The organism is Pantoea sp. JGM49 (assembly GCF_018257655.1).
Lineage (GTDB): Bacteria > Pseudomonadota > Gammaproteobacteria > Enterobacterales > Enterobacteriaceae > Pantoea > Pantoea communis.
In genome coordinates this window covers 50,124-63,025 of record NZ_JAERJM010000017.1, presented here as the reverse complement: position 1 = coordinate 63,025, position 12,902 = coordinate 50,124, and the positions used below count along the sequence as shown (strand labels likewise).

Sequence of the window (12,902 nt, the reverse complement as noted above, 5' to 3'; positions counted from 1 at the left end):
ATTCTCGCCGCTCCCAGTTCTCAGCTCTCAGCTCTCAGCTCTCAGCTCTCAGCTCTCAGCTCTCAGCAAAGTATCAGGCAGCTTTAACCGCGCGCACTTTCTTTTCGGGTTTACCGGTGTCTGCTTCGGCAGAAGCTTCAGATTCCGCAGAGGGTTCAGATTCGACAGAAGCCTCAGTCTCGACTTCGGCTGTCGCATCTTCTTTTACCGCATCCGGTAATTTGCTGGTACGCAGGATATGCTGCACCGCATCCTTCTGCTCAGCCAGTAACATGCCTAACGCTTCAGCCTGTGCTTCACCCAGCTCAGGCTGATGCTGCTGCAGCCAGTCGGTGAAGGCGTCCGCCATATCGAGCATTTTGTCCCAGGCATCCGCGTCTTTTTTATTGGCAAACGTCATTTTTTCTTCACCCTTTCTGACAACAACATATTTGGTTTCGACTGCCATGATGCACCTCGGTTAACTGTATTTATATACAGTATATTCTAAGCAAACTTTTTTGAGCAAACGTTTTCTGCCCATTAAGCCAGTAATTCTTCCAGAAACGTCGCCAGCGCTTTGCGCGGATCGTCCTCTTCTGAAACGATCATTTCGATGCCCCACTGCCCGAGCACCTCTTTGGCCACCGGATTATTGCGGTTGGTAAACAGGTAGGATTTCGGCCGTGCGGTAGCCAATCCCGTGCGGCCCCACATCTTGGTCAGCCGGTAGAATAACAGACGAATGTTAAAGTCACTGATGCTGTACCCGACAAACAACACCGAGTTGCCCATCACGTCATGCGTCAGTTTGATATCCAGCGGCGAATCGAAATAGAGGCGTTCGAAGTAGCTGCTCTCATCCAGCACGATGGACGTATCATCGTCAAAATCACCATGAAGTTTAATGATATGACGCTTGTCTTCGGTCAATGACACCAAATCCGCCGCATTCGCCACTTTGCTGTACGGCACATTGTGAGCTTCGTGCGCCATCTCCAGCCAGCGATCGTAATTGGTGGTATAGATGCGTGAGAAGTTACCTTGGGTGATCATGGTGTGAATTTCAGAGCTGCGTACGTCAATATCCGGGCGATGCCACTCACGATCCATCCAGCTGCGTAACGGACCGAGCGAACCTTTGCGCTGCTTGTAGTACTCCGCCAGCGAAAGATGTGTGCCATAAGTATTAAAGATCTTCGGATCGTAACCCAGTTCTTTGGCCAGATGCGCAATCAGCTCATGCCACTCCGGCAAACCCAGATTGCGTGAAATACCCGCGCCCGCAAACAGGATCAGTTTGCCTGCATCGTAGGCGCGTTTGAGTTCCGGTTTCATGCCAGTCCCCGTGATGTTTTTAGAAAGGTGGCGAAACGATCCAGTGCCAGGCGGCGCATGGATATTTCGTTTTTGAATTCACCCATTTCGGCGAAGGTCTGCGAATGGCCTTCTGGAATGAATACGCAGTCCCACTGAAACTCGCGCGGTCCTGCCGGTGCCGGTGCGATGGTGCCGCGAAGTTCACCCTCAAACTGGTACATTTTACGGCCATCGCAATAGCCCAGCACGGTTTTGGCGGTGACGCTTGGGGTGTCCAGCCCGCTGACCAGTTTGGTGAAGCGCTCAGCGTTCAGTCGGCTCCAGAAAATGCGCGTCAATCCGGCAGGCAATCCATTCAGCCCATCCAGATACAGGCCGGTGTGCTCAACAAACAGTGGACGCCCAATGATGGAAAAGGCTTTGGTGAGTTTGTCACGTACCAGTTCAACTTCATTTTCTGTTTGTATCTCTTCGATGCGGCGGGCAATGGGAATGACTTCGACGCCGACCGGCTCCAGGATGGTGCGCACTTCAGCCAGCTTGAGTTCATTTGCAGATAGGAAACGAATTTTCATTGCAACCCGTTATTTTAATGGGGTGTGACCATAAATGATTGTCAAGCTGAAGGTTGTCCAGCTCAGGTGATTGCGCCTTAATATCAGGATGAACTTAAGCGGCGCTCACGTTTCATTCTAACGTGCAGATTTGTCCCTGGATAGGAACAATGTTAATGTTCAGAAAATGCTTTGGCTCAGTTGACGACGTTGACTACAACCGGCCTGAAACATGAAATCGACTCATGACGGGATATCCCAAGCTATCATAATCACCTGATAAGAATGCCTTAATAGATGCCACGCCAGACACCAACGGAGTTAAGGATTAATGGGGAAATCAACGAAACAATCTGTTCGTTCTGCCTCAAATACCCTAATCAACTTTTAAACCATGATGACATAAAAATTGAGAATAGCTCATGATCTCTTATTTCAATTCTAAATATTGTATGGTTCGCAACCTCCCTTTCCTGTTTAAAGGTGATAGTCTGGAAAAGAAACTCCGCTTAACCTTACTTATTGCAGGGACATCCAGTATTATTGCCGGGCTCTGGATGGGATTATTAAATTTTTTAAATGGTCATTATGATGTCACTTGCTTGTACAGCATGAGTACAGCTTTGGGTGTATATATTACTAGTGCAGCCTTTTGTTCTGGGTTAAGGCGTAATTTGTATATCATTGTACACGCATTGCTTATCGTCATCATCGCGTTGCTATTAATCGATAATTATCACGCAACTGGGAAACATTCAGAATATAATTATTTAATTGCTTTAACGATTGGTTCTGCTTTAGTGTTACGCCAGCAGAACAATTATCTCAGTAAAATCTTTCCGATAATTTGCCTGGTTATTTATCTATTTTTCATCATGACGGGATTGACGTGGCACGATAACGCTTTTCAATTGAATATTCCAAAAGAAAAAGGCTTTTATCTTGTGAATTGTGGTGTCCCCATCGTCGCATTGCTGCTTACCGCCTTTACTTGCTGCGGTGATTATTCTGAAACCGATTTGATTAAACGCGAACTCTCAAGCGCCATTGAAAACAATGAGCTTGAACTATACTACCAGCCACAGGTTGATGTTGATAAAACACTGGTTGGCTTCGAGGCGTTACTGCGCTGGAAGCACCCTGTGAAAGGTTTTATTTCACCTGAGGTCTTTATCCCCATCGCAGAGAAAAGCGGATTGATCATCGAGATTGGAAGATGGGTGATGGAACGCGCACTGCAGCAGATGTCGGATTGGCAACGTGTTCACAATATTAGCAATTTGATGTTCTCCATTAATATAAGCCCATTACAATTGATGCATCGTGATTTTACTCAGGACACACTGTTAACACTTTCGCACCACAGAATCAGTCCGGAAAGATTAAAATTTGAAATCACGGAAACCACTTTTATTTATGATCAGAAACGCATTGGTTCGGTGATTTCGCACTTTAGTCATTTGGGCATTAAGTGGGCAATTGATGATTTTGGTGTGGGCTACTCATCGCTTAAATCGCTCAGTGATTTCGCGATTGATGATATCAAGATCGACAAATCGCTTATCATGCATATTTTTGACAACGAATCTGCCGGGATTGTGGTACATAAAACCATTGAACTGGCGCGTGAAATGGGATTGAACGTTCTGGCTGAAGGGATCGAAAGCGAAGAGTATTTCGACTACCTGCGCGACAAAGGGTGTAATCTGTTTCAGGGGTATCACTTTGCCCGTCCACTCCCTGCGGGAGAGGCTGCGCTTTGGATCCGTAAAGCCACCACTTAAGAGACTTTTGCAATGGCGGCAGCTGAGCCGCCATTATGTACAGGATTAAAGTATCACTTCGGCGATATCACGGATATCAGGCATTTACAAAAAAATTATTGATAAACAATCCCAGGCGGATTGACCTGTGACACCTCCACGCCCTCCTCCTGTTCTCCCCAGCGTGCCAGCACTTGTTGGTACTGTCCGCTGGTTATCGCTCCATTGATCGCCTGCTGTAATGCCACATCCAGCCCATTACCTTTTTTAGTCGTCACTGCCACCCAGGCGCGGAACGGACCGTGACCGACGATTTTGGTTTGACCGCGTGACGCCACTTTCCATGCCGCCATGGCTTGTGGGCCAAATGAAGCATCGGCGCGCCCGGAGAGCAACGCCAGCGTCGCTGAGGCATCATCATTGAGATATATCGGCTGAACCGGAGCCAACCCCTGTGCACGGTTTTTCGCATCCCAACTCAGCAAAATTTTCTCCTGATTGGTACCGGAACCGACAATGATGCGTTTACCCGCCACGTCCTCGCGCCCTTTGATCGCCGTGATTGCACTGTCCGTTTTCACGGCGAACGCATGGTTATCCGCGCGGTAAGTCGCGAAATCAAACTTCTGTTTCCGTTCTTCCGTCACCGCGATATTAAACATCGCCACATCATAACGTCCGGCGGTGAGGCCCAATGGCCAGTCTTCCCAGGCGGCAGGCACCAGCTTGAGTTTCAACCCCAAACTGTCGGCCAGCAGCCGGGCGAAATCAGGGTCGCTACCAATCAGCGTTTTATTGTCTGATGCCCACAAGCCTATCGGCGGGGAATTGGATGCGGAAGTCGCGACCGTCAAATATCCCGGCGTCACAAAATGAAATCCAGCCGGAATTTTGGCGATGGCTTGCGGGTTAGCCGGAATGTGGATTGGCGTTTCGTTGTTTTTTGCATCCAGCGTTTCCGCGGCACACAGTGGCGAGCTGAACAACCACGCGGCCAGCGCGCTGACTATCATTCTCTCCATTAAAGCACCCGCGCCAAGAATCTTTTCGTACGCTCATGACGCGGTTGGTTCAGCACCTGGTGCGTACTGCCTTGTTCGACGATACGGCCATCAACCATAAACACCACCTGATCCGCCACTTCGCGCGCAAAACCAATCTCGTGCGTGACAATCACAAGGGTGGTGCCGGAGCGTGCCAGCTTCTTAATCACGTCCAGCACCTCACCCACCAACTCAGGATCGAGCGCCGAGGTCGGTTCATCAAACAGCATCACGCGTGGATTCAGCATCAACGCACGTGCAATCGCGATGCGCTGCTGCTGGCCACCTGACAGATGGCGCGGCCAGGCATCAGCTTTATGGCGCAATCCCACGATATCCAGCAATTCTCCCGCCCTTTCAATCGCCTCGCGTCGTGACAATTGACGATGGGCAATCGGTGCTTCAATCAGGTTGTCTAAAACCGTCAGATGGGGAAATAAATTGAAGTTCTGAAACACGTAACCGACGTTGATGCGCTGGCGCAAAATCGCCTTCTCTTTCAACTCATACAACTTGTCACCACGCCGTTGATAACCGATGTAATCGCCGTCGATTTGAATAAACCCTTCATCCACGCGTTCCAGATGATTAATGGTGCGCAGTAGCGTGGATTTCCCTGATCCTGACGGGCCAAGAATCACCGTCACCGAGCCGGGCTCCAGCTCCAGCGAGACGTCATCCAGCGCTTTGTGTTTACCAAATGACTTACTGACGCCGGTAATGCTGATGGCACCGGTAGTGTGCAGATTGCGATAATCAATGGCTTCGGACATGAGAAAGCTCCTCATTGGCGGTAGCAGAGCGATTGCGCCATTGACGCCAGCGCGACGGTTGCGGTTCACGCGTCACGCTGCGGGCCAGCCAACGTTCAACGCTGTGCTGCAGCAGTGACAATACGGTGGTGATAATCAGATACCAGGCCGCACCCACCATTAACAGCGGGATCACCTGTTGCGTGCGGTTGTAGATCATCTGGATGGTATAAAACAGTTCCGGCATCGCCAGCACGTACACCATGGAAGTCCCTTTGGCGAGGCTGATGATTTCGTTAAAGGTGGTGGGAATAATGGCGCGCAATGCCTGCGGCAGAATGATGCGGAAGGTACGACGGGACGAGGACAATCCCAGCGCCGACGCTGCCTCAAACTGACCGTGATCGACACCCAAAAATCCGCCGCGAATAATCTCCGCACTGTAGGCGCTCTGCACCAGCGTCAATCCAATCACCGCTGCCGGGAACTGCCCCAGCACATTGATGGTCTGGAAATGGCCCCACGACAGTGCCGTGAAAGGTACGCCGAGCGACAGCGTGTCGTACAGGTAGGAGAAGTTATAGAGAATAATCAGCACCACAATCAGCGGCAGCGAGCGAAATAGCCAGATGTAACCAAACGCCAGCGTGCTCAATAACCATGATGAAGAGAGCCGCGCCAGCGCCAGCAGGCCACCAAAAATCAAACTCAGCACCGTGCCAAACAACGTCAGTAACAGCGTTTGCCCCAGCCCTGTGAGAATCACCGGATCAAAGAACCAGCGGGCAAACACACGCCATTCCCAACGAGGATTAAAGGCCACCGAATCAATCACGCTGGCGAGAATAAACAGTGCGACAATCGCCCCGATGATCCTTCCTGGATAGCGTGCGGGCACCACGGTTAAATGTTTTTCCTGACTCATCTCAACTCCTTAGCTGGCCTGCGCCACGCTGTGCACATCGATCACCTTGAGGAAGCGTAAACGTCCGTCATGAGGTGGCTGACTGTAGATTTCCATATCTTCGAGTAGCGCAAACTGCGGCTGATAACCGTGGCCGATATACAGCTGAACGGCTTCCGGCTGGCGAAATCCGGTGGTCAGGAACACGCGCTGATAACCGGCACGCAACGCACGCCGTTCAAGCTCCTGCAAAATCAGCAGCGCCAATCCCTGACGGCGCAGATCGCTACGCGTCCAGATGCGTTTAAATTCCGCGGTCACCTCGTCATAAGGTTTATAGGCGCCCATGGCGATGATCTCGCCGTCACGCTCCAGCACGATAAACAGCCCACGCGGCGGCAAGTACCACTCGGTTAATTCCACCTCGTTGGAGCTTTTGAAGAAATCACCGTAACGTGCCGCATACTCGCCAAACAGACCGGTGATAATCGGCTGCAACTCAGCGGCCTCAGGATGCACTTCGCGGAAAAATTGCTGGCTCATGCAGCCTCCTTAGTCGCCAAGACCGGCCGGGTTGATTTCAGAGCGATCCAGACGCTCCACGCCTTCACCCCAACGGTTCAGCACCTTGTCGTAATCACCGTTCTTGATCACGCCGTTGAGCGCGGTGTTAATCGGCTGCACCAGACCGTTGTCTTTTTTTACCGTCACCGCGATATGAGCGGCTTTCGGCCAACCTCCATCCACGCTGCCCACCAGTTTGGTTTGATGAGTTAACGCGGCTTTCCACGCGCCAATCACATTCGGACCGAAGTAGGCATCGGCGCGACCGGACTGCAGCGCCAGCGTTTGCGCAGCATCATCTTTGGTGTAAACCGGGGTGAAAGGCTTTAGTCCTTTCGCCTGATTCTCTTTGTCCCACGCCAGCAGGATCGCTTCCTGGTTGGTGCCGGAACCCACAATGATGCGCAGCCCGGCGATGTCTTCAGCTTTGTTCAATGATTTAATCTGGCTGCTGGATTTCACGTAGAAACCCAGGGAATCTTTGCGATAGGTGGCGAAATCGAAGCGCTCTTTACGGTCTTTGGTCACGGTGACATTGGTAATCGCCGCGTCATATTTGCCGGAAGCCACGCCCAGCGGCCAGTCTTCCCACGAGGTCGGCACCACATTGAGTTTCAATCCCAGGCTGTCGGCCACCAGACGAGCGATATCCACTTCGCTGCCGAGCAGGGTTTTGTTGTCATCACTAAATACGGTTAATGGCGGGGAGTTCAGTGCGGCCACCGCCACGGTAAATGAGCCTGGCACGGCAAACTTATGTCCGGCCGGAATTTGCGCCACCGCAGCGGGATTTGCCGCAGTGTTCACCGGTGTTTTATTGGCTTCGATGCTGATCTGCTGACCGTTCACCGCCACGTCTTCAGCCAAAGCCGCACTGCTTAAACTCAGCAACATCAGCGCAATCAGGGATTCTTTCTGCATAGCGTGTTTTCTCTTTAATTTATTGTTGTGTGAACTGATTAACCGGGTCTTTCAGACCGAAGCTGGCACGCAGCGTGGTGCCAGGATATTCGCTGCGGGTCAGGCCGCGCGCTTGCAAGAGGGGGATGACGCGATCGACAAAGCGTTCGAAGGTATCCGGCGTGCCGCCCTGAATAATGAAGCCATCGGTGGCCTCGGTTTCAAACCACAGCTGTAATCCATCCGCCACCTCTTCTGGCGTGCCAAAGAACAGCGGACGCGGCGTGGCCGCTTCCAGTGCGGCCTGACGCAGTGTGTGACCGTGCTCTTGCGCCTTACGTTTGATTTCATCGGTGGTGCTGCGGAAGCTGTTCTGGCCGATATCGCCAATGTCCGGGAAAGGCTCATCAAGCGGGTATTGCGAGAAGTCGTGGTGATCGAAGAAGCGACCGAGGTAGTTCAATGCATCTTTGATAGACACCAGTGCGGCGGTGGTTTGGTACTGGCGCTCAACGTCTTCAGCATCGTCGCCAACAATGACGCCAACGCCCTGGAAGATATGCAGATCCTGCGGCTCACGTCCGTTTGCCACCAGCTGCTTTTTCACATCTCTATAGAAAGCCTGTGCCTCTTCGCGCGTCGGCTGGTGGGTGAAAATGGCATCGGCGTGGCGCGCTGCAAGTTTCTTCCCATCCTCTGACGCACCGGCCTGAAACACGATCGGGCGTCCCTGCGGCGTGCGTTCGATGTTCAGTGGCCCCTGCACCTGGAAGAAATCACCGTGGTGATTAAGGGTATGAAGTTTGGCGGCATCGAAGAACTGACCGCTCTCTTTGTTCCGCACAAAAGCATCGCTTTCCCACGAATCCCACAGCCCTTTCACCACCTGCAAATACTCATCGGCGATGCGATAGCGCAGCGCGTGCTCCGGGTGCTGCTGGCGCGAAAAGTTTTTCGCCGATCCTTCCAAAGGCGAGGTCACCACGTTCCAGCCTGCACGCCCGCCGCTAAGGTGATCGAGGCTGGCAAACTGACGCGCGACGGTGAAAGGTTCGCTGTAAGAGGTGGAGACCGTGCCGACCAATCCTAAATGCTCAGTCACCCCCGCCAGCGCCGACAGCAGCGTCAGCGGTTCGAAGCGATTGAGAAAATGGGGAATGGATTTTTCATTGATAAACAAACCATCGGCGACAAACAGAAAATCCAGCTTGCCAGCTTCCGCCTTGCGCGCGATGTGTTTTGCATAGTCGAAATTGATGCTGGCATTAGCCTGCGCCGCCGGATGACGCCAGGCGGACATATTGCCGGATGCGCCATGCATAATGGTGCCGAGTCGCAGTTGTCTTGCAGTCATAGTGTTCTCTCTTTTCCATGGCATAGCCTGACGGCGACGGTTTCGTCGCCATACAAAGCGGAGGATATTGGGTTAAATGGGCTAACTCAGAATTGCGTCACGACATCGTGCATTGAGATGCTGCAAGGCCTGCTGCGCCAGTTGGGTGAAATAGTGCGCGGCTGGGGTGATTAGTGCTTCGTCGGGATTAAAGCCGCCATGATGCAGACCAAATTCGCTGGCACTGCCGATGCTGACAAACGCGCCGGGGATCTGCTGCAGGTAATAGGCGAAATCTTCGCCGCCGAGGTGCAGTTCTGCGGTTTGCACCCGATACCCCACCTGCTGAGCAATCTCACTGGCAAACTGCGCCCAGCGTGCATCGTTTTCTAACACCGGCGGACCTGGATGCCAGCTGAAGGTCGCGGTCGCACCGTTTGCCACAGCAATCTGCTCGACAATCTGACGCGCGCGTTGTTCCAGCTGCGCCCGCACCTGCTTGTCATGGGTGCGCACAGTGCCGCCAAACTCAGCTTCTCTTGGTAAAGTGTTGCCAGATTGACCGGCATCGATGCGCGTCACGCTCAACACCAGGCTATCAAGAGTGTTAAAACTGCGGCTGGTGAGTGATTGCAGTGCCTGAATGATCTGACTGGCCACCAGGATGGCATCCACGCCCTGTTCAGGGCTGGCGACGCGCACCACAAACTTATCGGCATTGGCATAAAACGCCCCGCCGCGCGTGGCGAAAGCACCCGTCGGTAAGCCTGGTTCGTTGTGCATACCGAAGATTGCCTGCACATCTTGCAGCACGCCGGCTTGAATAAACTTGCGCGCACCGGTGGCATTTTCTTCGGCTGGCTGGAACAGAATACGGATGCGCCCCGGCAGTTGATCTTCCAGCGCATGCAGTTGCAGCGCCGCGCCCAGCATCACCGCGCTGTGCACATCATGGCCGCAGGCGTGCATCACACCCGCATTACGCGAGCGGTAGGCGAGGCCGGTGGCTTCATGAATCGGCAGGGCATCAATATCAGCTCGCAACGCGATCAGCGTTTCACCCTGACCCACTTCAACCACCAGACCGGTTTCCAGTGGATAATCGAGCAACTGCAAGCCAGCGTCCTGTAGCCAGCGGCGCAAACGCGCCGTGGTTTCCACCTCATATCCAGACAGCTCAGGCCAGCTGTGCAGCTCGCGTCGCCAGTCAATCAGTTGCTGTTCGCTTGTGTGAGTCATGGTTATCTCCCAATTACGCCGCAACCAGTCGATGCGTTGCCAGCAGTTCGAGAGATTTCACTCGCGCCTGCCCCTCAGCAATCGGGGTATCAATCACGAACTCCTCAATGCCAAAATTCTGGTGCAAAGCATCCAGTTTGGCATGCACCTGCGCGGCAGTGCCTTTTAGCAACGATGGCGTGCGCGGCTCAATGACATAATCGTTATAACCGCCCTGTCGCACGTAACGTTCAGCTTGCTCAACGCTGCCCACGTTGACACTCGGGCCATCTTTCACACTGACGTGATAGACGCGCAGATTATCCACCAGCAAATCAGCCTCCGCCGGGGAATCGGCGACCACCACCTGCACGGCAACCAGAGCCTGCTTGCCGTTGCTGTATTGGCGATAGCTGTTCAAAACCTGCTCCATCAACAGCGGGTCGCCGTTGTGATGTGCCGCAAACACCAGTTGCCAGCCCAGATCTGCTGCCAGCCTGGCACTTTGCTCGCTGGCACCCAGCAGGAATCGGTTTGCCGGACGTGGCGGCTGCGGCGTGGCGCGCAGGATCTCTTCATCACCCACCGGCGGAACATCCAGCCAGCTATCCAGCAGTGAAAGCTGTTCAGCAAAGCTGCCCTTTTCTTCCTGATGGATGCCCTGCTGTAAAGCGCGGGTGGAGAGCGGTAAACCGCCTGGCGCTTTACCCACACCGAGATCGATACGGCCTGGCGCGAGCGAGGCTAACAGATTGAAATTTTCGGCAACTTTGTAAGGACTGTAGTGTTGCAACATCACGCCACCAGAGCCGACGCGAATATGCTGCGTCTGGCCAATGATCCAGGCGATCAGCAATTCAGGAGAGGGGCTCGCCAGACGGTCAGTGTTGTGATGCTCTGCCAGCCAGAAGCGGTGATAGCCCCAGGCCTCAGCCTGCTGCGCCAGCTGTAATGTGCGATGCAGGGCATGCGAAGCGCTCTCTCCATCGGCAATCGGCGATTTATCTAACAAGCTCAGTCGATATGACATACGCCAATTCCTTTTCCTCAATGATGATGGCGAGCAGTGTGTGATGGCGGCGGGTAATGGGTAAAACATATTATTGTCGTATGCATTTTTAATTAATGTATATCAGGGTGGTGCGGAATATTCATAGATAAATAGATAATGTAAAACAGAGGGTTGTGCATCATTCAGCGTTGCGAATGACGGGTGGTTGAGCGTAATAAACTAATCGGGAAAGGTTTGCACGATTGGATATAAGTCTGACGGAATACACTCTTCGTTCTTATATTGAACAGCAAAACGCACCGGAATAAATACCGGTGCGTTTATAAGGGATTTATTATTTTATCTGTGCCAACACCACTTCAATTCGCTGAGCGACCGCTTTTTCTCCCTGCGCGTTAAACACCGCCTGCAGTTCGGCAAGTTGTGATTTGTCGAAGCCGACATTCATGCTGATGCGCAGATGTGATAGCAATTGCGACTCGACACCGCTCATTCCGGCTAATGCGCCCACAGTAGCTAACTCACGACTTTTCCAGTCGAGGTTGTCGCGCGCGAAAATGTCGCCAAACAAATGCGCTTTGAGGAACTGATCGATCGCCGGGGCGAATTCAAACAATGGCCCTTTCACCGGACTTCCAAACAGTGTTCATGGATGTGTTCTCCTTTACATAAACGGCTGAGACAGATAACGCCAAGCTGAGTGCAGCAGCAATACTCATTATGCGGGCTCCCTGCTTCAGTTGGGGTGATGACCACCGGGGTAGTGGCGGCCACATTCATTGCGGTTAAAAGTGTAAGACCACGGAGATTGATTGATAAGTTGGCCAAATCAGGATGGGTTTATGAAAAAAATTCACCAATGATCAGAGGAAAGGCCTCCACTTATACACCTCCTTTTTCATCCTCAATTAATCGCTGTGCGAGCAGACTGAGCATCGCGGGCGTATCAACATCCTTAAGACAGCCCAGATCGGTTAATTTGACTGGCAACACGGGATGGCGGCTATTGAGAGCGCGATTTCAGCAGGGGTTTTGCTGCCAATATTGATCCCCACTGGGGCATGGATTCTGCTGATCTGCCGGGGCTCCAATTCACCAATCCGTTCCAGACGCTCTTTACGGCGCTGACTATTATTCATCGAACCCATCGCACCAATGTAAAAAGCCGGCAGATTGACCGCCTCCATCATCGTGAGATCGTCAATAGGCGGATCGTGGGTCAGTGAAAGGATCGCCGTAGCGGTATGGCAACCCTCTCGTTCTATGTAGGCCGCCGGGAATTGCCTGATCAGTGTGATGCCATTATCAAGATCGCCCGCCATGTTAAGCAGCACTTCTTCACGGTGTTCACACACCAGCGTTTCAAAACCCAGTGCCAGCGCGAAATTCGCGCAAAACAACGCAAATTCGAGAGGCCAGCAATAATTACTCTGAGCGGAGCCGAGAGGGCGAGCACCACTTCCGCCCCCTTGATCTGAGCAAAGGTGTGACTAGCATAATCGCCGGGTTTAACCGCATGGCAGGCGTTAGGTATGACCAGTCTCTTCTCAAGCTTCTTTT

The 12,902-nt window shown here is 52.6% G+C and carries 13 protein-coding genes and 1 pseudogene; 1 reads left to right on the top strand and 13 read right to left on the bottom strand.

Annotation, left to right across the window (positions count from 1 at the left end; all coding sequences use genetic code 11):
• Positions 1-73: 73 nt before the first annotated feature.
• The 3 genes from JK231_RS22630 to JK231_RS22620 all read right to left on the bottom strand — a co-directional run bounded on the left by JK231_RS22630 (position 74) and on the right by JK231_RS22620 (position 1,874).
• The gene (locus tag JK231_RS22630; protein WP_097117856.1) at positions 74-448 is read right to left on the bottom strand and encodes a YebG family protein; all 375 of its coding nucleotides are present in this window, start codon (positions 446-448) and stop codon (positions 74-76) included.
• 74 nt (positions 449-522) lie between these two features.
• Positions 523-1,317 carry an SIR2 family protein gene (locus JK231_RS22625; RefSeq protein ID WP_034829783.1) on the bottom strand — a complete coding sequence of 265 codons (795 nt, stop codon included), beginning with the start codon at positions 1,315-1,317 and terminating at the stop codon, positions 523-525.
• Positions 1,314-1,874, bottom strand: coding sequence for a non-canonical purine NTP pyrophosphatase (locus JK231_RS22620; protein WP_097117855.1), 561 nt, complete (start codon positions 1,872-1,874; stop codon positions 1,314-1,316). Before JK231_RS22620 ends, JK231_RS22625 begins: the two co-directional genes overlap by 4 nt.
• A 401-nt stretch (positions 1,875-2,275) precedes the next feature.
• Here JK231_RS22620 and JK231_RS22615 point away from each other — a divergent pair, with 401 nt between their 5' ends.
• On the top strand, positions 2,276-3,637 hold the full coding sequence (locus JK231_RS22615; RefSeq protein WP_097117854.1) for an EAL domain-containing protein: 1,362 nt from the start codon (positions 2,276-2,278) through the stop codon (positions 3,635-3,637).
• Positions 3,638-3,732: 95 nt separating this feature from the next.
• Here the strand turns inward: JK231_RS22615 and JK231_RS22610 are convergent, their stop codons facing one another.
• The 10 genes and pseudogenes from JK231_RS22610 to JK231_RS22565 all read right to left on the bottom strand — a co-directional run bounded on the left by JK231_RS22610 (position 3,733) and on the right by JK231_RS22565 (position 12,742).
• Positions 3,733-4,638: an ABC transporter substrate-binding protein gene (locus tag JK231_RS22610; protein WP_211729597.1), complete on the bottom strand. Its 906-nt coding sequence runs from the start codon at positions 4,636-4,638 to the stop codon at positions 3,733-3,735.
• The gene (locus tag JK231_RS22605; RefSeq protein WP_058962363.1) at positions 4,638-5,432 is read right to left on the bottom strand and encodes an amino acid ABC transporter ATP-binding protein; all 795 of its coding nucleotides are present in this window, start codon (positions 5,430-5,432) and stop codon (positions 4,638-4,640) included. The genes JK231_RS22610 and JK231_RS22605 overlap by 1 nt, the downstream gene beginning before the upstream one ends.
• Positions 5,416-6,336: an amino acid ABC transporter permease gene (locus JK231_RS22600; protein WP_097117852.1), complete on the bottom strand. Its 921-nt coding sequence runs from the start codon at positions 6,334-6,336 to the stop codon at positions 5,416-5,418. Before JK231_RS22600 ends, JK231_RS22605 begins: the two co-directional genes overlap by 17 nt.
• Positions 6,337-6,345: 9 nt before the next feature.
• Positions 6,346-6,858: a GNAT family N-acetyltransferase gene (locus tag JK231_RS22595; protein ID WP_097117851.1), complete on the bottom strand. Its 513-nt coding sequence runs from the start codon at positions 6,856-6,858 to the stop codon at positions 6,346-6,348.
• 9 nt (positions 6,859-6,867) lie between these two features.
• Positions 6,868-7,800: an ABC transporter substrate-binding protein gene (locus tag JK231_RS22590; RefSeq protein ID WP_211729596.1), complete on the bottom strand. Its 933-nt coding sequence runs from the start codon at positions 7,798-7,800 to the stop codon at positions 6,868-6,870.
• 19 nt (positions 7,801-7,819) lie between these two features.
• Positions 7,820-9,133, bottom strand: a complete 1,314-nt coding sequence (locus tag JK231_RS22585; protein WP_211729595.1) for an LLM class flavin-dependent oxidoreductase — start codon at positions 9,131-9,133, stop codon at positions 7,820-7,822.
• An 81-nt stretch (positions 9,134-9,214) separates the two neighbouring features.
• Positions 9,215-10,351, bottom strand: coding sequence for an amidohydrolase (locus tag JK231_RS22580; protein WP_211729594.1), 1,137 nt, complete (start codon positions 10,349-10,351; stop codon positions 9,215-9,217).
• A 13-nt stretch (positions 10,352-10,364) separates the two neighbouring features.
• Positions 10,365-11,360 carry an MsnO8 family LLM class oxidoreductase gene (locus JK231_RS22575; RefSeq protein ID WP_211729593.1) on the bottom strand — a complete coding sequence of 332 codons (996 nt, stop codon included), beginning with the start codon at positions 11,358-11,360 and terminating at the stop codon, positions 10,365-10,367.
• 316 nt (positions 11,361-11,676) lie between these two features.
• Positions 11,677-11,979: pseudogene (locus tag JK231_RS22570) on the bottom strand (carboxymuconolactone decarboxylase family protein); the annotation flags it as partial.
• Positions 11,980-12,316: 337 nt separating this feature from the next.
• The gene (locus JK231_RS22565) at positions 12,317-12,742 is read right to left on the bottom strand and encodes an XdhC family protein (protein ID WP_249221800.1); all 426 of its coding nucleotides are present in this window, start codon (positions 12,740-12,742) and stop codon (positions 12,317-12,319) included.
• Positions 12,743-12,902: the final 160 nt, after the last annotated feature.